Here is a 23,899-nt window from a genome sequence, read left to right on the forward strand (position 1 = left end):
AAACAATTACTTTTTATAACGGGAAAGAGTTTACCCTGCATGAAAAAATAGCAGAAGCACTAGGTTGTGATACGTATTTTTCGACTCCCATACAGCTCTTGGGAAAGAGGGCAAAATGAGAATGCTAATGGCTTATTAAGACAGTATTTCCCTAAAGTAATGGAGTTGATTGATGTTACGATAAAAGAGGTTTTTATAGCCGTTGATAAGCTAAATAGTCGCCCTAAAAAGTGTCTCAATTACAAAACACCTTATGAGGTATTTGAAGAGCTGACTGGGATAGATATGAAAAATTTATTGGGTTATGTACTTATGACTTGAATTCAGGGAGTATATCTGTGCCCCATCACTTTACTAGCAAAAACTAAACAGGCATGAATATCATTGCTCTCCAGAGTAGGGTACTGCTTCAAGATTTCTTCTTCTGTCTCACCCATACGAAGAAACTCAACCACTGTTTGCACTGTTATATAATGATCCCCAAAACTAGACCAGCATTTAAGATAGAATCTTGCCCTCAAAACTGTGGATTAAGAAATGACCATAAATCGGAAGAAGCATAGTACGCAAACCAAAGTAAAAGTGGTATTAGACGTACTAAAAGGGGAAAGACAAGAGCTGAAATTACCGCGAAATATGATATTCATGCAACACAAATCAACAATTGGAAAAAAGCTGTATTAGAGTAAGCGTCAATTAAAGTACACATTCTAAACCAATATAAAAAATGGCAGACTAATACCTCCAATTAACTCAGGAGGAATTTATGAGTCCATCTCAAAAAATAAAGCGGCTATGCAAAATCATATACCGCAATGGCAAGCCAGTCGTTTTAACTCAGGTCGGGTATTGCAAAGCCCATGATATTCAAGCCGCATATCTTCAGTTTATACAAAAAGCAATTCAGTTCGCTCGCTCCACCAGTGTTACAAGCCAAGCAATTGGTTCCGGTAACACTGGTTGCAGAGGACATGTTGAACGGGATATCAGGCGTACCTGCTGATTTCATCAGTTATCAAAGTGACTTCATCTCTAATGGCTTCATGTTTGGAAATTTTGTGCCACTAGTACATCAGTGTTTCCCATTGAAAGAAGAAGTAACCTAAACAAAGCAGCCCTATACCTAACCTTGAAAGAGTAAGCACACACTCGAATTATTTACATTCTGTGTGTATTACTTTAATCACAATTATAACAAGCATCATAGACACTCTGTAGGCACCGTAAAAAAACAACAAATAATTTCAAATAAAGCTTGCAATTGCCGAAAAAATTTTTCTAAAAATTTCCGTTTAATCACCTCATAAACGGATATCACCCATGCTTAAAGACCTACCACTCTCTGAACATATTCACCAACACTGCAATGAAAGTATGGAACGTGCCCTGTTAGCAGAGCGTCATCCTTTGTGGGCTCGTTCATGCCCAGAGTTGAAGGATATCGACTTTATTCGCCTTGGGTTATTACGCTGTATCAGTGTAGTCGATAGTGGTCGCCATTTCCTCCAAACCAATGAACAGATTTATGGCCAGCTGCTTCCCCATCAACGTATTTTAAATCACTGAAGTCGCATAGACGAACAAGTATGCTTGAGGCATTTGAACAGCAGAGCTATCATCTTCACGCTGAAACACTGCTATCGCAAGGCATTGATTATCTTAAAGCATTCCCAGAACTTGACGAATACACCATAGAAGCAGCGGATGGACATTTTATTGATCATGCCTGCCATACTGAAAAAAACAGCAAGGGGAAAGTTTATGCGGCCGGGGGGGATTTACGCGTTGAATCTCAGAAGTGGGTTGCTCAGATTTCTTTGTCTGGTGACAAACGGAACTCAGAGGACATCAAGAAATACCTGTGTTACGAGATCATATTGAAAAGCAAAACAAGGGAAATAACAGCTCTCAGAAACATCTCTATGTCTACGATAAAGCCGTCACCGACTTTGTCTGGTGGGATCGGCAGAAACAGACATGCTAATTACATGATTTCCATGCTATCGGGGTAGTCGCTATTTTTGCGAAAGCTTGTTTTGGGCATCCCAGCCCAAGCAAGCAGCAAAAACTTAACGCGACCACTTATGCCTCCGGCGGCCCCGATTCGTCCTCGTCACCTCGTCCCGACCCAACAAGGGGTCGGAACATAGGCTCCAAATGACTTGACGCCGTGTCGGATGGCCTTTATTTTGTCTCCACCTTCGCTAACGCTCAGACTCCGACAAAATAACGGCCCTACGGCTATCGCGGACTAAAAATCATCACTTCGCTTAGGCTCCGTTTCCCTGATTTTCAGCGATCGAGGTTTATTTTAGGTGGTTTTGCCATGTTTATAGCAAACCCCTACTAATTCCCCTTAGGCAATAGCATTTGAAACGAATGAAAAGACTATTTTTTCATGCGGGGAGTCGCTATTTTTGCGAAAGCTTGTTTTGGGCATCCCAGCCCAAGCAAGCAGCAAAAACTTAACGCGACCACTTATGCCTCCGGCGGCCCCGATTCGTCCTCGTCACCTCGTCCCGACCCAACAAGGGGTCGGAACATAGGCTCCAAATGACTTGACGCCGTGTCGGATGGCCTTTTATTTTGTCTCCACCTTCGCTAACGCTCAGACTCCGACAAAATAACGGCCCTACGGCTATCGCGGACTAAAAATCATCACTTCGCTTAGGCTTGTCCAACAACCCAGTTTACTGCTTAGATTGTAACAAGCTCAAACCAACCTATAGTTCTGTATTCTTACTCCACTTTCACTTAGACCGTTCAATAGAGCGGGGAGTCGCTATTTTTGCGAAAGCTTGTTTTGGGCATCCCAGCCCAAGCAAGCTTTCGCAAAAATAGCGACTCCCCGATTTCGCCCAGCCAGGCTGTTCCAACGCTGGCGCCCATGCTAAAAAATGTCTTACCCAGTGTGGTGAATATTTCAACTCAGGGTATAGTGGCCATACAACAACACCCACAAATGAATAACCCTTATTTTCGCCGTTTTGCGCCGCGCGCCTAAAGAACGACAAACTCAGGGCATAGGTTCGGGCGTTATTGTGGATGCAGAAAACGGGTATATCATTACCAATAATCATGTGATTGCTCACGCAGATACTATTTTTGTAACGCTACACAACAAGAAAAAATTAAAGGCGACATTAATCGGCACAGATGCTGAAACGGATATTGCCGTATTACAGGTCGCTGCAAAAGACCTCACCAGCATTCCCCTGGGTGATTCAGATAATTTACAGGTAGGTGATTTTGCCGTCGCTATTGGCAATCCATTTGGGCTTAGCCATACAGTGACTTCTGGCAGGCGCGCCATGCTACCTCACGAAATTCCGGGACTCCTGTCGCCGTAATTCGTTCACCTACGCAGCGAATAGGAGATGCTCCAGCCGCCCTGCGTCCGCCACAGACTGAGCACAAAGCAGCTCAGTCATGGCTACCACAAATGGCTCTACGGCTATTCGGGATAAAATTTTAGCCTCCCTCGCGCGCTATCGCGCACTTCGGATTGGCAAATTTCCCTGCGCCTTCTGGAGACTATCAGCCCGTCCGGGGCTGACAGCGTATGGTCAGCGCGCTGGGTCGTACCGACCTGGGCATTGAAGGCTATGAAAATTTCATTCAGACGGATGTTTCAATTAACCCAGGTAATTCAGGCGGTGCTTTAATTGATCTACGTGGTCGCTTAATTGGTATTAATTCCATCAGTGTTCCCATTGAAAGAAGAAGTACCTAAACAAAGCAGCCTATAACCTACCTGAAGGTAGCACCACTCGAATATTTCCATATTTTTGATTTTAATCACTTATAACAGCAAATAGACACTCGGGGAGTCGCTATTTTTGCGAAAGCTTGTTTTTGGCATCCCAGCCCAAGCAAGCAGCAAAAACTTAACGCGACCACTTATGCCTCCGGCGGCCCCGATTCGTCCTCGTCACCTCGTTCCGACCCAACAAGGGGTCGGAACATAGGCTCCAAATGACTTGACGCCGTGTCGGATGGCCTTTTATTTTGTCTCCACCTTCGCTAACGCTCAGACTCCGACAAAATAACGGCCCTACGGCTATCGCGGACTAAAAATCATCACTTCGCTTAGGCTCCGTTTCCCTGATTTTCAGCGCTTGCAATTGCCGAAAAAATTTTCTAAAAATTTCCGTTTTAATCACCTCATAAACGGATATCACCCATGCTTAAAGACCTACCACTCTCTGAACATATTCACCAACACTGCAATGAAAGTATGGAACGTGCCCTGTTAGCAGAGCATCATCCTTTGTGGGCTCGTTCATGCCCAGAGTTGAAGGATATCGACTTTATTCGCCTTGGGTTATTACGCTGTATCAGTGTAGTGATAGTGGTCGCCATTTCCTCCAAACCAGTGAACAGATTTATGGCCAGCTGCTTCCCCACTCAACGTATTTTAAATCACTGAAGTCGCATAGACGAACAAGTATGCTTGAGGCATTTGAACAGCAGAGCTATCATCTTCACGCTGAAACACTGCTATCGCAAGGCATTGATTATCTTAAAGCATTCCCAGAACTTGACGAATACACCATAGAAGCGGCGGATGGACATTTTATTGATCATGCCTGCCTGACTGAAAAAGCCATCTTATAGTTCCCACGGTCTCCGTGGGAATTTATGCAGGAACGCTCTGCGTTCCGTGACGCAGAGCGTCACAACAGGCATTCCCACGCAGAGCATGGGAACGATATATTTGTTATTCGATACGAAATAATATTTAATCAATACCTTCGATTTTAGTTGCATAAACTCTAATTAACTTAAATTCTTCACTCACTTTACAATCATCATTCCAAATATTGGTTAATAGCTGGTGAAATTCTTTCATTTTCATATTACCAACCTTTATATGTATCACTCTTGGCGGAGGGTTATTCATCAAAATCAAATCAGAAAAATCGGTGTCTTTAGTAACTATCGTAAGGTCATGTTCTTTTGCATACGCCCAAATTTCACTATCTTTTAATTCATCATTAATATGAACCACATGCTCATATTCATCACCAGCCCACAAAGAAAACCGACTTGGAAGATTTACATCTATCAAGTATTTCTTCATTTATGCTATTTCTTGAAGAGCCTGAATTCGTATAATAAGTGCATAACCCTCTGCAAGTATTGGCTAGACTAACACCTGTTGAATTAAGACAAGACATAGGTGTAAAGTAAACAGCTACCAAACAATTTACAGAGGCTACAAATGAGCTATACACACCTATGTCCTAAAGAAAGATATTATATAGAAATTGAATTAAAAAAGGGAACTTCACAGAATAAAATAGCAGAAGCCTTAGAACGAAGCCAAAGCAATATTTCACGCGAGATTAAACGCAATACAGGTCAAAGAGGCTACAGGCATAAACAAGCAGAAGATTTTGCCCAAGAACGACACAAAAACAAGCCTAAAGAGGTTAAATTAACGGATGAAATAAAAGGCATTGTTAATGTTCGCATTGAGGATGACTGGAGTCCTGAGCAGATTGCAGGGCGGTTAAAACAAGAGGGTATAATTAGTCTTCATCATGAAACAATCTACCAGCATATTCTGGCGGACAAAAAGGCAGGGGGTGAACTATACAAGCATCTTCGGCATCAGAACAAAACCTATCGCAAGCGGTATGGGTCAGCCCATAATAGGACAGGAATCCCTAATAGAGTCGATATAGATGAGCGTCCTGAAGAGGTCAACAACCGTAAGCGTATAGGTGATTGGGAGGCAGATACAATCATTGGGAAAAATCACAAAGGGGCGATTGTAACGTTGGATGAGCGAGTCTCTAAATTACGGTTGGCCTTCCCTTTAGCGGGGAAAAAGGCTCAATATGTATTAGACGCAACTATTTTAATGCTTGATCCTATAAAAAGCTTTGTTAAAACAATTACTTTTTATAACGGGAAAGAGTTTACCCTGCATGAAAAAATAGCAGAAGCACTAGGTTGTGATACGTATTTTTCGACTCCATACAGCTCTTGGGAAAGAGGGCAAAATGAGAATGCTAATGGCTTATTAAGACAGTATTTCCCTAAAGTAATGGAGTTGATTGATGTTACGATAAAAGAGGTTTTTATAGCCGTTGATAAGCTAAATAGTCGCCCTAAAAAGTGTCTCAATTACAAAACACCTTATGAGGTATTTGAAGAGCTGACTGGGATAGATATGAAAAATTTATTGGGTTATGTACTTATGACTTGAATTCAGGGAGTATATCTGTGCCCCATCACTTTACTAGCAAAAACTAAACAGGCATGAATATCATTGCTCTCCAGAGTAGGGTACTGCTTCAAGATTTCTTCTTCTGTCTCACCCATACGAAGAAACTCAACCACTGTTTGCACTGTTATATAATGATCCCCAAAAACTAGACCAGCATTTAAGATAGAATCTTGCCCTCAAAACTGTGGATTAAGAAATGACCATAAATCGGAAGAAGCATAGTACGCAAACCAAAGTAAAAGTGGTATTAGACGTACTAAAAGGGGAAAAGACAAGAGCTGAAATTACCGCGAAATATGATATTCATGCAACACAAATCAACAATTGGAAAAAAGCTGTATTAGAGTAAGCGTCAATTAAAGTACACATTCTAAACCAATATAAAAAATGGCAGACTAATACCTCCAATTAACTCAGGAGGAATTTATGAGTCCATCTCAAAATAAAGCGGCTATGCAAAATCATATACCGCAATGGCAAGCCAGTCGTTTAACTCAGGTCGGGTATTGCAAAGCCCATGATATCAAGCCGCATATCTTCAGTTATTACAAAAAGCAATTCAGTTCGCTCGCTCCACCAGTGTTACAAGCCAAGCAATTGGTTCCGGTAACACTGGTTGCAGAGGACATGTTGAACGGATCAGGCGTACCTGCTGATTCATCAGTTATCAAAGTGACTCATTCTAATGGCTTCAGTCTGGAAATTTGTGCCAGTACCATCAGTGTTCCCATTGAAAGAAGAAGTACCTAAACAAAGCAGCCTATAACCTACCTGAAGGTAGCACCACTCGAATATTTCCATCTTTTTGATTTTAATCAATTATAACAGCAAATAGACACTCTGTAGGCACCGTAAAAAAACAACAAATAATTTCAAATAAAGCTTGCAATTGCCGAAAAAAATTTTCTAAAAATTTCCGTTTTAATCACCTCATAAACGGATATCACCCATGCTTAAAGACCTACCACTCTCTGAACATATTCACCAACACTGCAATGAAAGTATGGAACGTGCCCTGTTAGCAGAGCGTCATCCTTTGTGGGCTCGTTCATGCCCAGAGTTGAAGGATATCGACTTTATTCGCCTTGGGTTATTACGCTGTATCAGTGTAGTCGATAGTGGTCGCCATTTCCTCCAAACCAATGAACAGATTTATGGCCAGCTGCTTCCCCATTCAACGTATTTTAAATCACTGAAGTCGCATAGACGAACAAGTATGCTTGAGGCATTTGAACAGCAGAGCTATCATCTTCACGCTGAAACACTGCTATCGCAAGGCATTGATTATCTTAAAGCATTCCCAGAACTTGACGAATACACCATAGAAGCAGCGGATGGACATTTTATTGATCATGCCTGCCATACTGAAAAAAACAGCAAGGGGAAAGTTTATGCGGCCGGGGGGATTTACGCGTTGAATCTCAGAAGTGGGTTGCTCAGATTTCTTTGTCTGGTGACAAACGGAACTCAGAGACATCAAGAAATACCTGTGTTACGAGATCATATTGAAAAGCAAAACAAGGGAAATAACAGCTCTCAGAAACATCTCTATGTCTACGATAAAGCCGTCACCGACTTTGTCTGGTGGGATCGGCAGAAACGACATGCTAATTACATGATTTCAATGCTAAAAGAAAATTCAATTGCGACTCTGGTTGAGTCTATCCCTTTTGACTCCCGCCATGAGATCAATACAGGGGTTGAAGCATAAAGTGTGTACGAAAACAAGGGCATCAAATTTAACGTGGTGGATTACCGTGATCCAGAAACCGGAAAACTTCACCGGTTTGTGACAACCTTGCCAATGACTATTAACCCTGGAACCATTACCATGCTGTATTTCAAGCGATGGACGATTGAAAAGACATTCAATAACACTAAAAGTAATTTCAAGGAAACTAAAGCTTGATCTTCCAATACCCGCTCACTTGAAAATCAAATGCGCCTGACTGCAATGAGCTATAATTTAATGCGCGTGTTTGAAGAGATTTCAAAAACACACAGGCGCGCCATGCTACTTCACGAAATTCCGGGACTCCTGTCGCCGTAATTCGTTCACCTACGCAGCGAATAGGAGATGCTCCAGCCGCCCTGCGTCCGCCACAGACTGAGCACAAAGCAGCTCAGTCATGGCTACCACAAATGGCTCTACGGCTATTCGGGATAAAATTTTAGCCTCCCTCGCGCGCTATCGCGCACTTCGGATTGGCAAATTTCCCTGCGCCTTCTGGAGACTATCAGCCCGTCCGGGGCTGACAGCGACAGCCAGAATTGATTCATCCATCGGATAAAAAATATAGCGAGGCTCTGGAGATAAGGCAGCAACAGGCTCAAAAACGAGATCGTTTTGTGAATCCATTATTTTTCCAGGCAAGAATGTCTCGTATCACTCGATGTTCAAGTTTTTCCATCCCATTGCCATCAAACTCTTACCTTCACCCAGCAGAACAATACTTTAATGATGCTGTTGGCCCTAAGCGCCCTAAATCTCTGCCAATCATATGTTTTCCTGATGACATCAGTTGAAACACATCCTTTATTAATTCACCTAACTCTTTCAGCTTATCACCAGGATCTGGAAACTCTAGCAATGACGTGATGAACTCAAGCAGTACATCCATTTGAGACTTGCGCTGTAAGCTTCCTACGGTATACGCAGGTAGTTTGCTTTCAATGCGGGCTATTTGCCCTGGGTGAAGGAGAAGGCAATGGTCAAACAAAAGACTCAGAATCAGGCCACGGCTTGATCCCTCTTCATCTAATTGTTTGGCCTCACGCCCCCATCCTTCATAAAGCTTCCAGTCCTCAAAGAAAACATCAATCAGCCATCTCAACGTATAGGCTTGAATAATATCTTGTGTGCGCCAAGTCAGGTCTGTCGCCACTAAATAGCGATAGTCGTTTTCACCGTCATATTTTAAGGCAATGACAAAGCGTTTTTTACTGTGAGAACTCACCTTTAATCGTGCACTGCTGACAGTCACTTTAATCTCTTTGCCGCCACGTACGCGTATTATCTGATCAATGCCTTTGTTAATCGAATTAAAGTAGCTCTCGACTGACCTTATTCTACCTCTATATTCAATATTTTGGTTTTTACGTAATTGGCTAATCACCTGCGAGCCTCCAGATTCTTTAGCGGCTTCGTCCATAAAGGCTTTTTCACCATACAGCGCATCAAGCCAGTACGCCTTTAATTTTAATCAGGCTATGCGCAACTTTAAACTCTTTTAATAAGCCTAATGCAATCTCTGTTTTGGTCGGGTAGGCACTGTCACGTTCAGGCTCAATAGGCCGATCTTTTTTTGCTATACCGCTCTTTTTCAACCGTTTATCTTCTTTATCCCACTGCTTTAAGGCTGGATCCGGCATATAAAAGAAAAAACCGACAGGCACTGTAATGGATGAGGTAACTAGCAGCAATAATACTATCGTTTGTCCATTAACATACCCGCCGGAGCCTTTGTGTTTCTGCTTGTAAACCTTATAAATACGTTTTGTAGACTTAGATCGTGCTCGGTCTGATTCATCAAAGGCCAACACACCTTCAGTAACTGAAGTTTCCCAATTATTGAGTGGCTGAAATACACAATGCTGGTGTATCGAGGTTTATTTTAGGTGGTTTTGCCATGTTTATAGCAAACCCCTACTTAATTCCCCTTAGGCAATAGCATTTGAAACGAATGAAAAGACTATTTTTTTCATATAGTTTCGGGGAGTCGCTATTTTTGCGAAAGCCTGTTTTGGGCATCCCAGCCCAAGCAAGCAGCAAAAACTTAACGCGACCACTTATGCCTCCGGCGGCCCCGATTCGTCCTCGTCACCTCGTCCCGACCCAACAAGGGGTCGGAACATAGGCTCCAAATGACTTGACGCCGTGTCGGATGGCCTTTTATTTTGTCTCCACCTTCGCTAACGCTCAGACTCCGACAAAATAACGGCCCTACGGCTATCGCGGACTAAAAATCATCACTTCGCTTAGGCTCCGTTTCCCTGATTTTCAGCGGTAGCATAGTTTCAATTTTACCATAAATAATTATTGGGAAACTTCAGCTTCAGTAATGCCATAACGTTTTGAAATTAAGACCACACTCACCCGCAGCAACCAGTCACAGGGTATACTTGCTTTACGAAACACCCAGGATAATGCGGCTACTTTGCAATCTCCAAGGCTTGCTCGCTCAAACTTAGCCCAGCAAACAGAGTTCATTAGCAGTATGCACGTTAAACAAGTGCCCAACCAAGCGGCTTGAATCCGTGTCAAAGCGGCTCCGGGTTTTAGCTGATTGAGCGCATCATTTAAATCGTCAATATAGCTTTGGATAAAGGTGGCTGGGGCATTCATTAACATGGGCTTACACCGATAAAATTACAACAACCTCAGAATACCTGATTTTACCTTCTCAATATCAAAAACTTGAACATCGAGTATCAGCTCGTATACCATTCGGGCAGTTCAAAACGCAATAATAACAGGAATGTCTTTACAGTGCTTTATGAGCTCTCTTGTGGCGAGGTTAGTTTCACGGCCTCAATTGATAGGGGAACACTGATGGCCTGTACAGAACTTGCATCATTAAAGCCGCTTCTGAAACTGGTTAGGTCTATCTCATGATAAACGGGCTTGTTGTTAATCAAGTGTTTTTGGCGACCGGCGTTACTGATATGCGTAAATCTATCAATGGTCTGTCACTGATTGTTTCGGAACAGTTTGGCCATGATCCCTTTGCCGGAAGTATTTTTGTCTTTTGTAACCGCTCTCGCGATAAACTGAAAATACTCTATTGGGAGTGTAATGGGTTCTGGCTTTATTATCGGCGCCTGGATAACAGGCGCGCCATGCTACCTCACGAAATTCCGGGACTCCTGTCGCCGTAATTCGTTCACCTACGCAGCGAATAGGAGATGCTCCAGCCGCCCTGCGTCCGCCACAGACTGAGCACAAAGCAGCTCAGTCATGGCTACCACAAATGGCTCTACGGCTATTCGGGATAAAATTTTAGCCTCCCTCGCGCGCTATCGCGCACTTCGGATTGGCAAATTTCCCTGCGCCTTCTGGAGACTATCAGCCCGTCCGGGGCTGACAGCGGGGGAAGTTTCAGTGGCCAACCGAGTTAAACGAACATCCGTTATCATTAACCTTACGTGAATTACACTGGTTATCCTATCGGCAAGCGCAAGCTCATACCGCTATTTCTGGCTTAATAAATAATTGATTTGTTGCCGTTATTTTACGTGGAAAATATCTAATAAAACAGCTAGTTAAATGATTATTTAACCCTGTTTTGCGGTATAATAAACACCATGAAATCACTTCCTGAAATACTGCCAGACGAGACGAATGTACTGCACAAAATGGTGCTGGACTATCAGCCGACAGTGGATTAATTACAGGAAAAACTGACATGGTATGAGGAGCAGTTTCGTCTGTTGCAACATAAGCGTTTTGGCACCTCCAGTGAGAAATGTCCGGGTCAAATGGAGTTGTTTAATGAAGCGGAGTCCATTCTTGATAGCTTAAAGCAGGATGATTCCGACCCTGAAGAAACCCTAAGCTATCAGCGTAAAAAGCCAGGCCGCAAGCCATTATCCAGAGATATCCCGCGCGAAGTTATCCGTTATGAATTACCTGAAGCAGAGCGTGTTTGTGCCTGCGGTCATGCATTGCATGAGGCTGGCGAAGACAAGTCAGAGCAGTTAGAAATCATTCCTGCCCAGATCAAAGTCATTGAACATATACAGATCAAGTATGGCTCCCGCGCCTGTGAAAATGGCATTATCAGTGCACCAAAACCCGCACAGCCCATTCCTCGTAGTTTTGCCTCGGCAAGTTTATTAGCTTACATTATTGTCGCCAAGTTCATGGATAGCCTGCCACTTTACCGGCAGGAAACCATTTTCAAGCGCTTAAGTGTTGACCTTTCTCGTGCCACGCTATCTAACTGGGTATTAAAGTCCGCTGAATTGCTCCAGCCCTTTTATGATCGACTGCATGCTCTGCTGATTCTACAGAAGATCCTCCAGGCCGATGAAACAACCTTAAATGTGATTCAGGATGGTCGAGAGACGAAATCGAAATCCTATATGTGGCTCTATCAGAGTGGTGGGCATGAATCCGAGCACCCGATCGTTTTGTATGATTATCAGTCAACGCGGGCAGGAGCGCATGCTGAAAGCTTCTTGCGGGCCTTTTCAGGTCACTTGCAAGTAGATGGCTATGCAGGCTATCATGCACTGGCATCAGATGATTGTATCCTCGTGGGGTGTATGGCACATGCGCGGCGTAAATTCGATGAAGCGCTAAAAGCCCTCCCTAAAGAGAGTCGCAAGAATAAAATGGGGCTGGCTCAAACCGCATTACGTAAGTTTGCCCGACTGTATGCACTTGAAAAACAGATCAAAGACCTGACGATAGAGCAACGTTATTTACAGCGTCAGGAAAAAAGCAAACCTTTACTGGAAGAGTTAAAGCAGTGGTGCGATAACAACCTTACCAAGACAGCAAAGGACAGCGCAATAGGTAAAGCCATTCGTTACACTATTAACCAGTGGGGTAGCTTGATCCGCTATATTGATGACGGTAATATACAAATTGATAATAATGCAGCTGAACGGCATATCAAACCGTTTGTGATTGGACGTAAAAACTGGCTGTTTAACCAGACACCACGCGGTGCAAATGCCAGCGCACTACTTTACAGTCTTGTGCAAACAGCCATTGCTAATAACCTGCAACCTTTTGATTACCTGAAATACCTATTAACTGAACTACCCAAGCTGGGTAGGCATTATGAACCAGAAGCACTGGATCAGTTTTTGCCCTGGAACTTGATTGAAAAAATTAAGCCTCTAAAGTAATTGGGGTAGCTTGTCTAGGTGGAGAGAATTGACGCTTACATCAGGAACATCCTTAGTGACTACACTATTCGCACCAACTACAACATTTGAGCCTATAGTCACCTCACCAATTACTTTACAACCTGTTGCTAAGTATACATTATCACCGATTACTGGAGCTCCTTGGATCCCTTTCCCTTTCCCTTTTCCTCCTATAGTTACGCAGGTTCCTATTATACTGAAGTTTCCCAATAATTATTTATGGTAAAATTGAAACTATGCTACAACTATATGAAAAAATAGTCTTTTCATTCGTTTCAAATGCTATTGCCTAAGGGGAATTAAGTAGGGGTTTGCTATAAACATGGCAAAACCACCTAAAATAAACCTCGATACACCAGCATGGTGTATTTCAGCTACTCAATAATTGGGAAACTTCAGCTTATACAATACTCATCATACTTTATGTCTCTTTAACGCTTACTGAAGCAAGCCTGTTAAAGCTTAATATGATACCAATGCATACTCTCTGTATTAGCTTTGTAAGTTGCGGCTAGCGCGGCGTGTGCTCCCCCAGAAACCGAGTACGCCTAGACTCAACAATATCAGAGTGGATGACTCAGGAACTGTGTGTACCGGCTGGTAAGATACTAAGCCTGAAAGGGCAGCCTGTTTATTGATCACAAGCCTTGCAAATGGACCGCTGAATGATTCAAATATCTCTAGGTTACAGGATATATTCATGTCACAGCCCACTACATTATTATTCACATTTGAGGCCGTTAGCCTAAATGAAGTCATCTGCCAGTTATCATCAATTTCCCAGAATGCAGAATCAACATTTGATTGGTCAAACGTTACTCCGGATAACTGCACATAAAATGAGAATAGAAATCCGCTACACTCCCCGCCATCGTCACAATCAGAAACAGAACCGCTTTCGGTAGGTAATGTCACAGTCCCTAGGTACTGATTGTCCAAGTCTAGCGTAATATCTTGAATTAGAGATGCCGAAACAGTATTACTAAAGACACATAACAGCGCCAACAGGGTACTTCTTATTAACAGGGAAAAGCTTTTATTTAAGGGGAACATAATATCAATCCTCAACTAGTCATTATAAAAATCTGCACCTATGCAGAGCTAATAACTATTAAGCAACTTACATGCCACCCATGATATTGATACGCTTACCGTGTCTAAATGATCGCCCCTGTGCTGCTAGAAAACTCAGCCCTCTCTAAAGTATTGATAATAGATTTCACCACGGGTATCGCCAGCTCATTGGTCTTGATATTTACCCCTAAATCGGCTAGTTGCGTGACTTGCAAACCTTGATATCCACAGGGATTGATATAACTAAAAGGCGTTAAGTCCATATTGTTATTTAAACTCAGACCATGATAACTACAGCCTTTTTTTATGCGCAAACCGACTGAGCCTATTTTCTTATCCTGTATGTAAACTCCAGGCGCTTCGGCTCTTGCGGCTGCCTGCAAGCCATATTGAGCAAGGGCTACTATCATTGCCTGCTCGATAACAGTCACCAACTGACGCACACCTAGTCCTCTGCGCTTTATATCAATTAAAGTATAAACAACCAACTGGCCCGGCGCATGATAGGTAATTTGTCCACCCCTATCAGCATTCACTACAGGAATATCCGATACTTGTAATAAATGCTCAGGCTTACCATTTAGCCCCTGGGTAAAGACGGGAGGGTGTTCGACTATCCAGATTTCATCAGTACTGTTTTCATCTCTGGCTAAAGTATAATCCTGCATCTTTTTCCAGCAGCTTAGATAGTCTTGCTGCCCTAGATGGCGAACCTTAATGTTCATAGTCAGCTACTTTCTGCAGAAAACTATCCAGATCACCCGCCTGGGTAACTAAATTACCTTGCAACATTGGTAAGTCAGGTTTTAGTTTTATAATGTTTGCGGCAAAAATTCCGGTACCATTGCGCTGCATTTCTCCTGTATCGGTCCATTGCTTACAGTTAGCAACGCCACAGCTCGGGGATTTATCTTTTAAGATCATTCCGGAAATTTTATGATTTTGCAGGAAAGCTTGCGCATACGTAATCATTTGCCCGGTTAGATCGACAACTGGCTGTTTACAAGTTAATAAATGGATTTTTGCGCCTCGTTGATGTAATTCGATTTTCTCTCGTGGCACACCGAGACCTATTTCTACTTCGGGGCAAACGGGGATGATATTAAAATTAGCTTCTAATCGCTGCAGGATAATTTTATTTTCCTGATGATTCCCATCGTAACGGACTTTATGGCCTAGCAGACAGGCGCTGATTGCTATAGCTTTTTTTTGTGGCATTTCAGAGTGCACTCAGGTACAGCAAAAACCCATAAAACAGGGAAATAAGACAGGCGCGCCATGCTACCTCACGAAATTCCGGGACTCCTGTCGCCGTAATTCGTTCACCTACGCAGCGAATAGGAGATGCTCCAGCCGCCCTGCGTCCGCCACAGACTGAGCACAAAGCAGCTCAGTCATGGCTACCACAAATGGCTCTACGGCTATTCGGGATAAAATTTTAGCCTCCCTCGCGCGCTATCGCGCACTTCGGATTGGCAAATTTCCCTGCGCCTTCTGGAGACTATCAGCCCGTCCGGGGCTGACAGCGAAAGCCACGCCCTACAAAGTCATTGTTATATGCGGGCATGCATTTAAATCTGTGTAGATGGCATCCAGTTGCGCTTTACTTTGCGCTTCAATTTCTACAGTAATAGCGATAAACTTACCGCCCTTACTAAGCCGTGTAGTCACTGCACCTTCACTTAAATCATCTACGTGGCAGCGAATAAGTGCCACGATAATGGCATCCAGGTCAGGGACATTTCTCCCCATCGCTTTAATAGGAAACTGACAGGGAAACTCAAAGAGCGACTCTACTTCTTGCTTAGTCATGAAACTGCCCGCTTGTACTCTTGAAATAAGTTCTGCATGGATTGCCAGATAGGCCCCACCTGCCCATCTCCTACCGGTTTATTGTCCAGAGTGATAACCGGCAAAATTTCACGCGTGGAACTGGTCAGCCAGATTTCGCTTGCGCTGCGTAAGTCTGCGTCAGGAATAGACTCTACGCGCAAACTGATGCCATTTTCCTTGGCTAGGTCAATAATCACATTGCGGGTAATGCCTGGTAATATTTTATTGCTATTGGGCGGGGTAATTAACACATCATCAATCACCGAAAACACGTTACTCGCCGCTCCCTCTGTTGCATAGCCGTCTTTTAACAGGATTGCTTCTGCACAGGATTGGTCTACCGCTTGCTGACGTAATAATATATTTGCCAACAAGGTAGTCGCTTTAATATTGCATAAAGCCCAGCGCATATCGTCTAGTGTAATGGCTTGTACGCCGCTTTCCCGGTTAAATGGCGCTATGGCAGAACACATGGCAAAAATAGTTGGCTCACACTGCTCTGGAAATGCATGATCCCGGGTATCAGCAACACCGCGTGTTATTTGCAGATAAATATATTGTGCATCACCCTCGACTAATAGAGGCTGCAATATTTCCAGCCATTGCTGGGTATTTAAGGCAACTGGCAGACGTATTGCATTTAGACTATTATTAAGCCGTTGTAAATGTGCTTCCAGGCAAAACAATTTACCAAAATAGACGGGGATTACTTCGTAAATACCATCGCCAAATAAAAACCCCCGATCTAATACCGATACCTTTGCCTCGGATAAAGGTAAATATTCGCCATTCAAATAAACTGTTTTATCTTGCATGGATTGACTTACTTAATGAGCATTAATGCGGAATCATAAGTGCGCTGCAAGAAACTGCCTTTTTCTACAGAATTCAGGGCGACTAATGGCATAGACCTGACTGTTTCATCACGCAAAATCACATTTACCACGCCTAGTTGATCGCCTTGTTTTATCGGAGCTATGATTTTTACATCGACACTGGTCGCCGCTTTCATTTCCTTATAATGACGTCTGGATATAGTGACATATAAATCTTCAGCAACCCCCAGACTCACGGTATCACTGGCACCTTTCCAGACTTTAGCAGTTGTTAGCTCAGTATTTGCATCATAGAGTTTATGTGTATCATAAAAGCGGAACCCATAATTCAGCAAAGTCTGGCTTTCATTAGCGCGGGCACTTTTACTTTTAGTGCCTAAAACAACCGAGATTAAGCGCATTTGTTCCCGTTTCGCAGAAGCAATTAGACAATAGCCTGCCTCTTCAGTATGCCCTGTCTTGACACCATCAACGGATTCATCACGCCATAATAAAATATTGCGATTTTTCTGAGTAATATTGCTATAGGTAAATTCTTTGACCGAATCCCAGCGATAATATTCTGGAAATTCTCTAATAACGGCACGCGTTAGTGTGGCTAAATCTCGTGCAGTGGTGTAATGCTTCTCAGGAACAGGCAGTCCTGTGGCATTCATAAAATGCGTACTGTACATCCCCAGACGTTGCGCTTGCTGGTTCATCATTTCAGCAAACGTTGCCTCATCACCGGCAATATGTTCCGCGATGGCAACACTGGCATCATTACCGGATTGAATAATAATTCCTTTTAATAAATCTTCTACGCTGACCTGTTTATTGACTTCAATAAACATTTTAGAGCCTGGTGTGCGCCAAGCCTTTTCGCTGATAGTGACCATTTCATCAAGGCTTAGACGATTGTTGCTTAACTCGCGAAACGCGATATAAACCGTCATGATTTTAGTCAGGCTAGCAGGTGGCAACACTTCGTCTGCATTTCTCTCTGCCAGGATGCGGCCACTGTCAAAATCCTGTAAAAAATAACTGCTTGCAGCCAGACGTGGTGGCTCTGGAATTTTGATTTCACTTTCTGCGTAACTTTGCGCCAAGGGCAGTAACAAGAAAATAAAAACAACACTGTGTAAATTTTTCTGGAATTTTAGGAACATAAACAAAGAATCTGAGTGTAAGTTGAAAAAATTATAACATGTGCATCTAACGGTAACTTTTTACATTTAATGCATTGATTTTATTACCATGAAGAGCAGGCGCGCCATGCTACCTCACGAAATTCCGGGACTCCTGTCGCCGTAATTCGTTCACCTACGCAGCGAATAGGAGATGCTCCAGCCGCCCTGCGTCCGCCACAGACTGAGCACAAAGCAGCTCAGTCATGGCTACCACAAATGGCTCTACGGCTATTCGGGATAAAATTTTAGCCTCCCTCGCGCGCTATCGCGCACTTCGGATTGGCAAATTTCCCTGCGCCTTCTGGAGACTATCAGCCCGTCCGGGGCTGACAGCGCATGAAGGGTAAAAGCATAGTATTTTGTTGAATAAATAAGACCCTTCAATTCCTTCATACCCTTCATGTAAAAACAGGCTTTTAGTTCCCTGCTTAGCTAAAGTAAGTAGCTATATTTTATTCAGAAATATAGTGGCCGCTGCGTATACCTATTTGTTTGAGTTTTTTACTGATATTATCTGCTTCGCTCACCGAACTTATCGGACCGATCTGCAGTTTTAACAGCTTATTGTCTGCTGTTTCATCTGCTACAATTCTACTGGCTGATATACCGGCTGCACTTATTTTCTCTTGCAATAAAAGCGCATTTTCACGTGTTGCACAGGCGCGCCATGCTACCTCACGAAATTCCGGGACTCCTGTCGCCGTAATTCGTTCACCTACGCAGCGAATAGGAGATGCTCCAGCCGCCCTGCGTCCGCCACAGACTGAGCACAAAGCAGCTCAGTCATGGCTACCACAAATGGCTCTACGGCTATTCGGGATAAAATTTTAGCCTCCCTCGCGCGCTATCGCGCACTTCGGATTGGCAAATTTCCCTGCGCCTTCTGGAGACTATCAGCCCGTCCGGGGCTGACAGCGAATGCACCAATCTGGTAAAAAATCTTTTGTGCCGGTATCCCACCCGCATCATCCAAATTTTCACCAGCAGGCGCGCCATGCTACCTCACGAAATTCCGGGACTCCTGTCGCCATAATTCGTTCACCTACGCAGCGGATGGGAGATGCCCTGAACGCCCTGCGTCCGCAACGACTACGCACAAAAGCCGCTTCGTCATTACTACCTCACTGGCTGGACGGCTATTCGGAATGCAATTCTTGCTCCTCTCGCGTGCTGCTAGCACACGTCGAATCAGCGAATTGCCCTGTCGCCTATCAGGGACTAAAAATCACCACTTCGCTAAGCTACGTTTCCATGATTTTCAGCGGCTGAATCGCCACTACATCAACAAAGCCAGTGCCCGCTTTCACCAGACCTAACCTGGCCGCCGCCGCAAAGGACAAATCAATAATTCTGTGCGCATGAAAAGGGCCTCTATCATTTACCCGAACAATCACGCTGTGCTGGTTATCCAGATTTGTGACCCGCACATAACTGGGTATGGGCAAAGTTTTATGTGCCGCAGTCATCGCCCACATGTCATACACTTCACCGGTTGCAGTATTTTTCTGGTGAAACTTGGTTCCATACCAGGAAGCAATGCCCTGCTGCCTGTAGCCTTCATTGCTGGGCAACACATGATAGGTTTCTCCCAGAACTTTATAAGATTCTGGATTAACCGAAGCAGACCATGGCTCAAAACGCGAAACTGCATCCGGTATCTCGGATAGATCAAGCAGAATATTTTCCGGGCGACCATCAATAATCTGTGGTTCAGCTTACTCAGTTTTTTTCAGGCGCTGAACAGGCGCTCAGACAAGCTGTTAATACGAATAGGCCTACTCTATTCATTGCTCGCTATCGCATACTGCTGTTTTACTGCCTGACTCAACTGAAATACAGCCAATGCATAAAGAGGGCTATGATTATAACGCGTAATTACATAAAAATTTTCTAGCCCTACCCAGAGATCATCTCCGTTTTCCTGCTCAAAACTTAATAGCTTAAGCAATTCACCGTCAGCAATTGTTTCTGGTAATTGAACATGAAGAGCTCTAAGTTCTGCTGCATTAATGTCTGGTTTTAAGCCTTTACTCAATGCCTGCTTGTATTGATCACCTGTCGCAGTAACTGCAAAAGCAATATCTTTGCCAGCTTGCCAGTGGTGCTTTGCAAAGTAATTTGCCACACTGGCAATGGCATCCGCCGTATTGTTCCAGATATCACGTTTGTCATCACCTTCATAGTCCGCTGCAAAGTGACGATAACTGCTCGGCATAAACTGTGGCATACCCATTGCCCCGGCATAAGAGCCAACTGGCTCTAAAGGATTCATTTTTTCTTCCCGGCACAAGATCAGGAAATTCTCTAATTCACTTAAGAAAAATTTGCTACGCTTAGGATAATCGAAACCTAATGTTGCCAGTGCATCAATAACCCGGTGTCCGCCAGTACGTTCTCCATACAAAGTTTCTACGCCGAGAATGGCAACGATAATCTCGGCTGGTATGCCGTGTACCTGCTGCATTTTAGCCAGGCTTTGCTGGTTATCCTGCCAGAATTTCACTCCACCCTGGATACGTGAGTCACGCATAAAAATCTTGCGATATTTATACCAGGGCATGCCTTCAGCAGGGCGAGTCATCGCTTCGATAATCTTGGGCTGTAGTTCTACAGAGTCAAATATCACTGCTAACTCGGCTTGCTCGAATTGATGCTCTTCCACCATTTTGTTAATAAATTTATCAACAGCTACTCTATCTTTAATTTCAGCCTGAGCAAATGAACCAATCATTAAGGATAAGAAGAGCAATATTGCAAGTATTCGCTTTTGCATAATATGAAGTTTGAGTGGAAATAAATCAGGTATGTAGAGCGGACTTTAGTCCGCTCTACATTTACCAGTTATTTTTTAACGTACAGATCAGTAATCGTACCGGTGACCATTTCTGCGGCAAAAGCAAAGGTCTCAGAAAGTGTTGGATGCGCATGAATACTTAAACCTACATCTTCAGCATCTGCACCCATTTCCAACGCTAATACCGCTTCTGCAACCAATTCACCTGCATTTGGCCCCACCATACCCGCACCTAAAATACGTCCTGTTTCAGGATCACAAAGCACTTTGGTTACGCCTTCATTACGATCCAAGCTTAAAGAACGCCCACTAGCAGCCCAAGGGAATGCACCTTTATCATAGGCAATACCCTGCTCTTTTGCCTGATTTTCGGTAAGTCCCATCCAGGCGACTTCAGGATCTGTATAAGCAACCGAAGGAATGGTCAAGGCATCGAAGCCTGATTTATGTCCAGCCGTCACCTCAGCAGCAACCTTGCCTTCATGCACTGCTTTATGTGCCAGCATAGGGTTACCAACAATATCTCCTATGGCAAAGATATGTGGCTTGTTGGTTCCTTGCTGCTTATCAACTGCAATAAAGCCACGCTCATCAACATTAACACCTGCCTTATCGGCTCCGATTAAAAGCCCATTGGGCTTACGCCCGATAGCAACCAATACTTTATCAAACACCTCTGCTTCAGGAGCTTTATCGCCGCCAAAGGTCACTTTCAGCCCATCATCTTGCGGCACGATACTTTCAACTTTGGTTTTTAGCCAGATATTTTTATACTGTTTTTTAATGCGTCTTTGTAAAGGCGTCACCAGGTCTTTATCACAACCCGGGATAATCTGATCCATCAGCTCTACCACACTAATTTCAGACCCTAGCGCATGATACACCGTGGCCATTTCCAGGCCAATAATACCGCCACCAACGATTAACAGCTTTTTAGGCACATCTTGCAGATTCAAAGCATCTGTTGAGTCCATTAAGCGTGGGTCATCGTTAGGAAATACTGGAACCTTGTTAACCTGAGATCCTGCGGCAATAATTGCATTTTCAAAGGTAATTTTCTGCACGCCATTCTCGCTTGCAACATCTAGCGAATTAGCGCCAGTAAACACCCCCAGGCCATGCACAACCCGAACTTTACGTTGCTTTGCAAGCCTAGCCAAACCTCCAGTCAAGGTATTGCTAACGCCCTCTTTCCATGATCGAATTTTATCCAGATCAAAAGCAGGTTTACCAAAGCTTAATCCATGTTGTTCAAAGTGTTCAGCTTCATGTACGATTTGTGCAACATGCAATAATGCCTTGGAAGGAATACAGCCAACATTTAAGCAGACCCCGCCTAAAACAGGATATTTCTCTACCAGCACCACTTGCTTACCTAAGTCAGCGGCACGAAAAGCTGCTGTATAGCCACCAGGACCACCACCTAAAACCAGGACTTCTGCGTGTATAACATCTGTCATATTCTCAACTCCTAGAGTAATAAGCGGCGAATATCGCCTAAGTATTTAATAATTGTCGACATAAATCGTGCGCCATCTGCACCATCAATCACCCGGTGGTCATAAGTTATATCTAGTGGCAACATCAGCCTGGGCACAAATTCAGAGCCATTCCACACCGGCTGCATTGATGATCGGGTCACTCCCAGAATCGCTACTTCAGGCGCATTAACGATAGGCGTAAAAGATTTTCCCCCAATGCCTCCCAGGCTAGAAATGGTCATACAGCCACCACGCATATCAGCGGGTAGCAACTTACCGGTACGTGCTTTTTCGCTGAGCTCATTCAACTCCCGGGTTAATTCCGCGATGCCTTTTTTATCTACATCTTTTAGTACGGGAACCACTAGCCCATTAGGTGTATCAACCGCAATGCCGATATTAAAGTATTTTTTCAAAATTAAGGACTCGCCGTCTGGCGATAAGGAACTATTGGTTCTGGGGAACTTCTGCATAGCCGCTACTAGCGCTTTAACGATAAATATTAACCCCGTTACCTTAATCTCAGTCGACTTATCTGCATTCAGCGCCTTGCGAAATGCTTCCATTTCGGTAATATCAGCCTCATCATGATAGGTCACTAGTGGTAAATTCAACCACACGCGACTTAAATTCTGACCGGTCAGGCGTTGAATCTTGCTCAGTTTTTGCTCTTCAATTTCACCAAACTGGCTGAAATCGACTGCCGGAATAGGTGGAATTCCTGCACCACTTTGTGCCGAAGCACCAGATGCCATCACCTTTTTAATAAAGTTCTTAACATCCTCTTTTAAAATACGTCCTTTACGCCCACTCCCCTGCGTAATCTGGCTTATATCAACACCTAGCTCACGCGCAAATAAACGTACACTTGGACTCGCATGAGCAGATTTACCAGACTGACTAGTTACAGCGCTGGCTGGAGCGGATCTAGCGGCTGGTTTTGATGCTGCAGGAGCAGGTGCTGCTTTGGGTGCTTCTTTAACCGCCGGCGTTGCTACTGGGGCAGCCTCGGATTGAACTTCCAGGCTAATAACTAAAGCACCTTCAGAAACCTTATCACCAACCTTAACAAACACATCTTTAACGATACCCGCATGCGTGGAAGGCAAATCCATACTCGCCTTATCTGTTTCCAGTACCGCTAAAGTCTGCTCTTTTTCAACCGTATCACCGGTCTGAACCAACACTTCAATAACGTCTATATCTGCTACATCACCTACATCAGGTACTTTTACTTCAATGATGCTCACTTTCGTCTCGGTTACAGCAGGTGTTGCAGTTTTCTCTGCGCTGGCAATTTTTACATCTTCAACTACCGGCGCATCCGAAACCTCCGCTGTGGCAGCCTCTAATACAACCACTAAAGCCCCTTCAGAAACTTTATCACCGACATTGACATGTACTGATTTTACGATGCCTGCAGCGCTGGAAGGTAGTTCCATACTCGCCTTATCTTTTTCTAACACTGCGAGTGTTTGCTCCACAGCAACCACATCACCCACGTTTACAAGCACTTCAATGACATCAATATCAGCAACATCACCGACATCGGGCACTTTTACTTCTGTTAATAGAGTCATAATTTGTTCTTTAAT

Annotated in this window: 45 protein-coding genes and 3 pseudogenes; 26 read left to right on the forward strand and 22 right to left on the reverse strand. The window is 43.8% G+C overall.

All coding sequences use genetic code 11. The annotated features are described in order from the left end of the window. A pseudogene (locus K6984_RS09830) lies at positions 1-321 on the forward strand (IS30 family transposase); the annotation flags it as partial. Between the two features lie 2 nt (positions 322-323). Here K6984_RS09830 and K6984_RS09835 read toward each other — a convergent pair. Then, positions 324-464 (reverse strand): DUF433 domain-containing protein, encoded by a 141-nt coding sequence (locus K6984_RS09835; RefSeq protein WP_263458704.1) that lies wholly within the window; start codon positions 462-464, stop codon positions 324-326. A gap of 302 nt (positions 465-766) precedes the next feature. Between K6984_RS09835 and K6984_RS09840 the strand changes: the two genes are divergently transcribed. The 7 genes and pseudogenes from K6984_RS09840 to K6984_RS36905 form a co-directional block, all read left to right on the forward strand. After that, entirely contained in the window at positions 767-1,003 is a 237-nt protein-coding gene (locus tag K6984_RS09840) for a hypothetical protein (protein ID WP_221895383.1), read from the forward strand. 317 nt (positions 1,004-1,320) lie between these two features. Next, positions 1,321-1,566, forward strand: a complete 246-nt coding sequence (locus K6984_RS09845; protein WP_221895384.1) for a hypothetical protein — start codon at positions 1,321-1,323, stop codon at positions 1,564-1,566. Positions 1,567-1,586: 20 nt separating this feature from the next. Further along, positions 1,587-2,012: a hypothetical protein gene (locus tag K6984_RS09850; RefSeq protein ID WP_221895385.1), complete on the forward strand. Its 426-nt coding sequence runs from the start codon at positions 1,587-1,589 to the stop codon at positions 2,010-2,012. 9 nt (positions 2,013-2,021) lie between these two features. Next, on the forward strand, positions 2,022-2,150 hold the full coding sequence (locus K6984_RS33090; protein WP_263458596.1) for a hypothetical protein: 129 nt from the start codon (positions 2,022-2,024) through the stop codon (positions 2,148-2,150). Positions 2,151-2,417: 267 nt separating this feature from the next. Further along, on the forward strand, positions 2,418-2,546 hold the full coding sequence (locus K6984_RS33095; RefSeq protein WP_263458596.1) for a hypothetical protein: 129 nt from the start codon (positions 2,418-2,420) through the stop codon (positions 2,544-2,546). Between the two features lie 242 nt (positions 2,547-2,788). After that, positions 2,789-3,004, forward strand: coding sequence for a hypothetical protein (locus tag K6984_RS30830; protein ID WP_230988002.1), 216 nt, complete (start codon positions 2,789-2,791; stop codon positions 3,002-3,004). After that, positions 3,003-3,302: pseudogene (locus tag K6984_RS36905) on the forward strand (S1C family serine protease); the annotation flags it as partial. The gene K6984_RS30830 and the pseudogene K6984_RS36905, both read left to right, overlap by 2 nt. On the opposite strand, the gene K6984_RS30840 reads toward K6984_RS36905, so the two are convergent. Then, a complete protein-coding gene (locus K6984_RS30840; RefSeq protein WP_230988003.1) occupies positions 3,280-3,417 on the reverse strand; it encodes a hypothetical protein in 138 nt (45 codons plus the stop codon). The pseudogene K6984_RS36905 and the gene K6984_RS30840 overlap by 23 nt on opposite strands. A gap of 12 nt (positions 3,418-3,429) precedes the next feature. Here K6984_RS30840 and K6984_RS09860 point away from each other — a divergent pair, with 12 nt between their 5' ends. From K6984_RS09860 to K6984_RS09870, 4 genes and pseudogenes are all read left to right on the forward strand, one after another. Then, a complete protein-coding gene (locus tag K6984_RS09860) occupies positions 3,430-3,600 on the forward strand; it encodes a hypothetical protein (protein WP_221895386.1) in 171 nt (56 codons plus the stop codon). Beyond that, a pseudogene (locus K6984_RS09865) lies at positions 3,563-3,700 on the forward strand (trypsin-like peptidase domain-containing protein); the annotation flags it as partial. The gene K6984_RS09860 and the pseudogene K6984_RS09865, both read left to right, overlap by 38 nt. A gap of 139 nt (positions 3,701-3,839) precedes the next feature. Beyond that, positions 3,840-3,968, forward strand: coding sequence for a hypothetical protein (locus tag K6984_RS33100; RefSeq protein WP_263458628.1), 129 nt, complete (start codon positions 3,840-3,842; stop codon positions 3,966-3,968). Positions 3,969-4,284: 316 nt separating this feature from the next. Further along, complete coding sequence (locus K6984_RS09870) at positions 4,285-4,617, forward strand: hypothetical protein (RefSeq protein ID WP_221895387.1); 333 nt, start codon at positions 4,285-4,287, stop codon at positions 4,615-4,617. Positions 4,618-4,741: 124 nt separating this feature from the next. Here K6984_RS09870 and K6984_RS09875 read toward each other — a convergent pair whose 3' ends face one another. After that, positions 4,742-5,071 carry a DUF5615 family PIN-like protein gene (locus K6984_RS09875; RefSeq protein ID WP_230988004.1) on the reverse strand — a complete coding sequence of 110 codons (330 nt, stop codon included), beginning with the start codon at positions 5,069-5,071 and terminating at the stop codon, positions 4,742-4,744. A gap of 153 nt (positions 5,072-5,224) precedes the next feature. On the opposite strand from K6984_RS09875, the gene K6984_RS09880 reads away from it, so the two are divergent. Continuing rightward, positions 5,225-6,217, forward strand: a complete 993-nt coding sequence (locus K6984_RS09880) for an IS30 family transposase (protein ID WP_221895389.1) — start codon at positions 5,225-5,227, stop codon at positions 6,215-6,217. 2 nt (positions 6,218-6,219) lie between these two features. On the opposite strand, the gene K6984_RS09885 is transcribed toward K6984_RS09880, so the two are convergent. Then, the gene (locus tag K6984_RS09885; protein ID WP_221895590.1) at positions 6,220-6,402 is read right to left on the reverse strand and encodes a DUF433 domain-containing protein; all 183 of its coding nucleotides are present in this window, start codon (positions 6,400-6,402) and stop codon (positions 6,220-6,222) included. 262 nt (positions 6,403-6,664) lie between these two features. Here K6984_RS09885 and tnpA point away from each other — a divergent pair, with 262 nt between their 5' ends. The 3 genes from tnpA (at position 6,665) to K6984_RS09900 (ending at position 8,147) form a co-directional block, all read left to right on the forward strand. Further along, positions 6,665-6,988: an IS66 family insertion sequence element accessory protein TnpA gene (tnpA, locus tag K6984_RS09890; RefSeq protein WP_221895390.1), complete on the forward strand. Its 324-nt coding sequence runs from the start codon at positions 6,665-6,667 to the stop codon at positions 6,986-6,988. A gap of 199 nt (positions 6,989-7,187) precedes the next feature. After that, positions 7,188-7,949, forward strand: coding sequence for a hypothetical protein (locus tag K6984_RS09895; RefSeq protein WP_221895391.1), 762 nt, complete (start codon positions 7,188-7,190; stop codon positions 7,947-7,949). 3 nt (positions 7,950-7,952) lie between these two features. Next, entirely contained in the window at positions 7,953-8,147 is a 195-nt protein-coding gene (locus K6984_RS09900) for a hypothetical protein (protein ID WP_221895392.1), read from the forward strand. On the opposite strand, the gene K6984_RS09905 is transcribed toward K6984_RS09900, so the two are convergent. Beyond that, positions 8,137-8,355, reverse strand: a complete 219-nt coding sequence (locus tag K6984_RS09905) for a hypothetical protein (RefSeq protein WP_221895393.1) — start codon at positions 8,353-8,355, stop codon at positions 8,137-8,139. The genes K6984_RS09900 and K6984_RS09905 overlap by 11 nt on opposite strands. A gap of 12 nt (positions 8,356-8,367) precedes the next feature. Between K6984_RS09905 and K6984_RS09910 the strand changes: the two genes are divergently transcribed. Next, positions 8,368-8,529: a hypothetical protein gene (locus K6984_RS09910; protein ID WP_221895394.1), complete on the forward strand. Its 162-nt coding sequence runs from the start codon at positions 8,368-8,370 to the stop codon at positions 8,527-8,529. Beyond that, entirely contained in the window at positions 8,510-8,764 is a 255-nt protein-coding gene (locus K6984_RS09915) for a hypothetical protein (protein WP_221895395.1), read from the forward strand. Before K6984_RS09910 ends, K6984_RS09915 begins: the two co-directional genes overlap by 20 nt. Here the strand turns inward: K6984_RS09915 and K6984_RS09920 are convergent. Beyond that, positions 8,674-9,390: a hypothetical protein gene (locus tag K6984_RS09920; RefSeq protein ID WP_221895396.1), complete on the reverse strand. Its 717-nt coding sequence runs from the start codon at positions 9,388-9,390 to the stop codon at positions 8,674-8,676. The two genes, K6984_RS09915 and K6984_RS09920, sit on opposite strands and share 91 nt — an antisense overlap. Positions 9,391-9,415: 25 nt before the next feature. Continuing rightward, positions 9,416-9,778 (reverse strand): hypothetical protein, encoded by a 363-nt coding sequence (locus K6984_RS09925; RefSeq protein WP_221895397.1) that lies wholly within the window; start codon positions 9,776-9,778, stop codon positions 9,416-9,418. A gap of 188 nt (positions 9,779-9,966) precedes the next feature. On the opposite strand from K6984_RS09925, the gene K6984_RS33105 reads away from it, so the two are divergent. Next, a complete protein-coding gene (locus tag K6984_RS33105; RefSeq protein WP_263458643.1) occupies positions 9,967-10,095 on the forward strand; it encodes a hypothetical protein in 129 nt (42 codons plus the stop codon). 179 nt (positions 10,096-10,274) lie between these two features. Here the strand turns inward: K6984_RS33105 and K6984_RS09930 are convergent, their stop codons facing one another. After that, complete coding sequence (locus K6984_RS09930; RefSeq protein ID WP_221895398.1) at positions 10,275-10,589, reverse strand: hypothetical protein; 315 nt, start codon at positions 10,587-10,589, stop codon at positions 10,275-10,277. Positions 10,590-10,903: 314 nt separating this feature from the next. Here K6984_RS09930 and tnpB point away from each other — a divergent pair, with 314 nt between their 5' ends. The 3 genes from tnpB (at position 10,904) to tnpC (ending at position 13,096) form a co-directional block, all read left to right on the forward strand. Continuing rightward, positions 10,904-11,116 carry an IS66 family insertion sequence element accessory protein TnpB gene (gene tnpB / locus K6984_RS36090; protein WP_420831657.1) on the forward strand — a complete coding sequence of 71 codons (213 nt, stop codon included), beginning with the start codon at positions 10,904-10,906 and terminating at the stop codon, positions 11,114-11,116. 79 nt (positions 11,117-11,195) lie between these two features. Beyond that, positions 11,196-11,387: a hypothetical protein gene (locus K6984_RS09940; protein WP_221895400.1), complete on the forward strand. Its 192-nt coding sequence runs from the start codon at positions 11,196-11,198 to the stop codon at positions 11,385-11,387. A 251-nt stretch (positions 11,388-11,638) separates the two neighbouring features. Continuing rightward, positions 11,639-13,096 (forward strand): IS66 family transposase, encoded by a 1,458-nt coding sequence (tnpC, locus tag K6984_RS09945; protein WP_263458714.1) that lies wholly within the window; start codon positions 11,639-11,641, stop codon positions 13,094-13,096. On the opposite strand, the gene K6984_RS09950 is transcribed toward tnpC, so the two are convergent. The 5 genes from K6984_RS09950 to K6984_RS09970 form a co-directional block, all read right to left on the reverse strand. Beyond that, complete coding sequence (locus K6984_RS09950) at positions 13,088-13,327, reverse strand: hypothetical protein (RefSeq protein ID WP_221895402.1); 240 nt, start codon at positions 13,325-13,327, stop codon at positions 13,088-13,090. The two genes, tnpC and K6984_RS09950, sit on opposite strands and share 9 nt — an antisense overlap. A 282-nt stretch (positions 13,328-13,609) precedes the next feature. Further along, a complete protein-coding gene (locus K6984_RS09955) occupies positions 13,610-14,170 on the reverse strand; it encodes a PEP-CTERM sorting domain-containing protein (RefSeq protein WP_221895403.1) in 561 nt (186 codons plus the stop codon). A gap of 104 nt (positions 14,171-14,274) precedes the next feature. Further along, positions 14,275-14,916 carry a lipoyl(octanoyl) transferase LipB gene (gene lipB, locus K6984_RS09960; RefSeq protein ID WP_221895404.1) on the reverse strand — a complete coding sequence of 214 codons (642 nt, stop codon included), beginning with the start codon at positions 14,914-14,916 and terminating at the stop codon, positions 14,275-14,277. Further along, positions 14,906-15,409, reverse strand: a complete 504-nt coding sequence (locus K6984_RS09965; protein WP_221895405.1) for a 2-thiouracil desulfurase family protein — start codon at positions 15,407-15,409, stop codon at positions 14,906-14,908. The genes lipB and K6984_RS09965 overlap by 11 nt, the downstream gene beginning before the upstream one ends. 1 nt (position 15,410) lies before the next feature. Beyond that, positions 15,411-15,575 carry a hypothetical protein gene (locus K6984_RS09970; protein WP_221895406.1) on the reverse strand — a complete coding sequence of 55 codons (165 nt, stop codon included), beginning with the start codon at positions 15,573-15,575 and terminating at the stop codon, positions 15,411-15,413. A gap of 12 nt (positions 15,576-15,587) precedes the next feature. Between K6984_RS09970 and K6984_RS09975 the strand changes: the two genes are divergently transcribed. Beyond that, positions 15,588-15,776 carry a hypothetical protein gene (locus tag K6984_RS09975; protein WP_221895407.1) on the forward strand — a complete coding sequence of 63 codons (189 nt, stop codon included), beginning with the start codon at positions 15,588-15,590 and terminating at the stop codon, positions 15,774-15,776. Here K6984_RS09975 and K6984_RS09980 read toward each other — a convergent pair. From K6984_RS09980 to K6984_RS33110, 4 genes are all read right to left on the reverse strand, one after another. Continuing rightward, positions 15,731-16,003, reverse strand: a complete 273-nt coding sequence (locus K6984_RS09980; protein WP_221895408.1) for a YbeD family protein — start codon at positions 16,001-16,003, stop codon at positions 15,731-15,733. The two genes, K6984_RS09975 and K6984_RS09980, sit on opposite strands and share 46 nt — an antisense overlap. Then, positions 16,000-16,839: a D-amino acid aminotransferase gene (locus K6984_RS09985; RefSeq protein WP_221895409.1), complete on the reverse strand. Its 840-nt coding sequence runs from the start codon at positions 16,837-16,839 to the stop codon at positions 16,000-16,002. The genes K6984_RS09980 and K6984_RS09985 overlap by 4 nt, the downstream gene beginning before the upstream one ends. Before the next feature lie 8 nt (positions 16,840-16,847). Next, on the reverse strand, positions 16,848-18,008 hold the full coding sequence (locus K6984_RS09990; RefSeq protein ID WP_221895410.1) for a D-alanyl-D-alanine carboxypeptidase family protein: 1,161 nt from the start codon (positions 18,006-18,008) through the stop codon (positions 16,848-16,850). 83 nt (positions 18,009-18,091) lie between these two features. After that, positions 18,092-18,220 carry a hypothetical protein gene (locus K6984_RS33110; RefSeq protein WP_263458705.1) on the reverse strand — a complete coding sequence of 43 codons (129 nt, stop codon included), beginning with the start codon at positions 18,218-18,220 and terminating at the stop codon, positions 18,092-18,094. A gap of 12 nt (positions 18,221-18,232) precedes the next feature. Here K6984_RS33110 and K6984_RS09995 point away from each other — a divergent pair, with 12 nt between their 5' ends. Then, positions 18,233-18,376 carry a hypothetical protein gene (locus K6984_RS09995; RefSeq protein WP_221895411.1) on the forward strand — a complete coding sequence of 48 codons (144 nt, stop codon included), beginning with the start codon at positions 18,233-18,235 and terminating at the stop codon, positions 18,374-18,376. Positions 18,377-18,481: 105 nt separating this feature from the next. Here K6984_RS09995 and K6984_RS10000 read toward each other — a convergent pair whose 3' ends face one another. After that, complete coding sequence (locus K6984_RS10000) at positions 18,482-18,802, reverse strand: SPOR domain-containing protein (RefSeq protein WP_221895412.1); 321 nt, start codon at positions 18,800-18,802, stop codon at positions 18,482-18,484. 12 nt (positions 18,803-18,814) lie between these two features. Between K6984_RS10000 and K6984_RS10005 the strand changes: the two genes are divergently transcribed. Both K6984_RS10005 and K6984_RS10010 read left to right on the forward strand, forming a co-directional pair. After that, positions 18,815-18,964: a hypothetical protein gene (locus tag K6984_RS10005; protein ID WP_221895413.1), complete on the forward strand. Its 150-nt coding sequence runs from the start codon at positions 18,815-18,817 to the stop codon at positions 18,962-18,964. A 118-nt stretch (positions 18,965-19,082) separates the two neighbouring features. After that, a complete protein-coding gene (locus K6984_RS10010; protein ID WP_221895414.1) occupies positions 19,083-19,298 on the forward strand; it encodes a hypothetical protein in 216 nt (71 codons plus the stop codon). On the opposite strand, the gene K6984_RS10015 is transcribed toward K6984_RS10010, so the two are convergent. From K6984_RS10015 to aceF, 4 genes are all read right to left on the reverse strand, one after another. Beyond that, positions 19,271-19,603 (reverse strand): septal ring lytic transglycosylase RlpA family protein, encoded by a 333-nt coding sequence (locus K6984_RS10015; RefSeq protein ID WP_338024480.1) that lies wholly within the window; start codon positions 19,601-19,603, stop codon positions 19,271-19,273. The two genes, K6984_RS10010 and K6984_RS10015, sit on opposite strands and share 28 nt — an antisense overlap. Before the next feature lie 206 nt (positions 19,604-19,809). Next, on the reverse strand, positions 19,810-20,802 hold the full coding sequence (gene mltB, locus K6984_RS10020) for a lytic murein transglycosylase B (protein ID WP_221895415.1): 993 nt from the start codon (positions 20,800-20,802) through the stop codon (positions 19,810-19,812). A 68-nt stretch (positions 20,803-20,870) separates the two neighbouring features. Further along, on the reverse strand, positions 20,871-22,283 hold the full coding sequence (gene lpdA, locus K6984_RS10025; protein WP_221895416.1) for a dihydrolipoyl dehydrogenase: 1,413 nt from the start codon (positions 22,281-22,283) through the stop codon (positions 20,871-20,873). 11 nt (positions 22,284-22,294) lie between these two features. Further along, complete coding sequence (gene aceF / locus K6984_RS10030; RefSeq protein WP_221895417.1) at positions 22,295-23,884, reverse strand: dihydrolipoyllysine-residue acetyltransferase; 1,590 nt, start codon at positions 23,882-23,884, stop codon at positions 22,295-22,297. Positions 23,885-23,899: the final 15 nt, after the last annotated feature.

Origin of the sequence: Bathymodiolus japonicus methanotrophic gill symbiont (assembly GCF_019721995.1) — a bacterium.
Lineage (GTDB): Bacteria > Pseudomonadota > Gammaproteobacteria > Methylococcales > Methylomonadaceae > Methyloprofundus.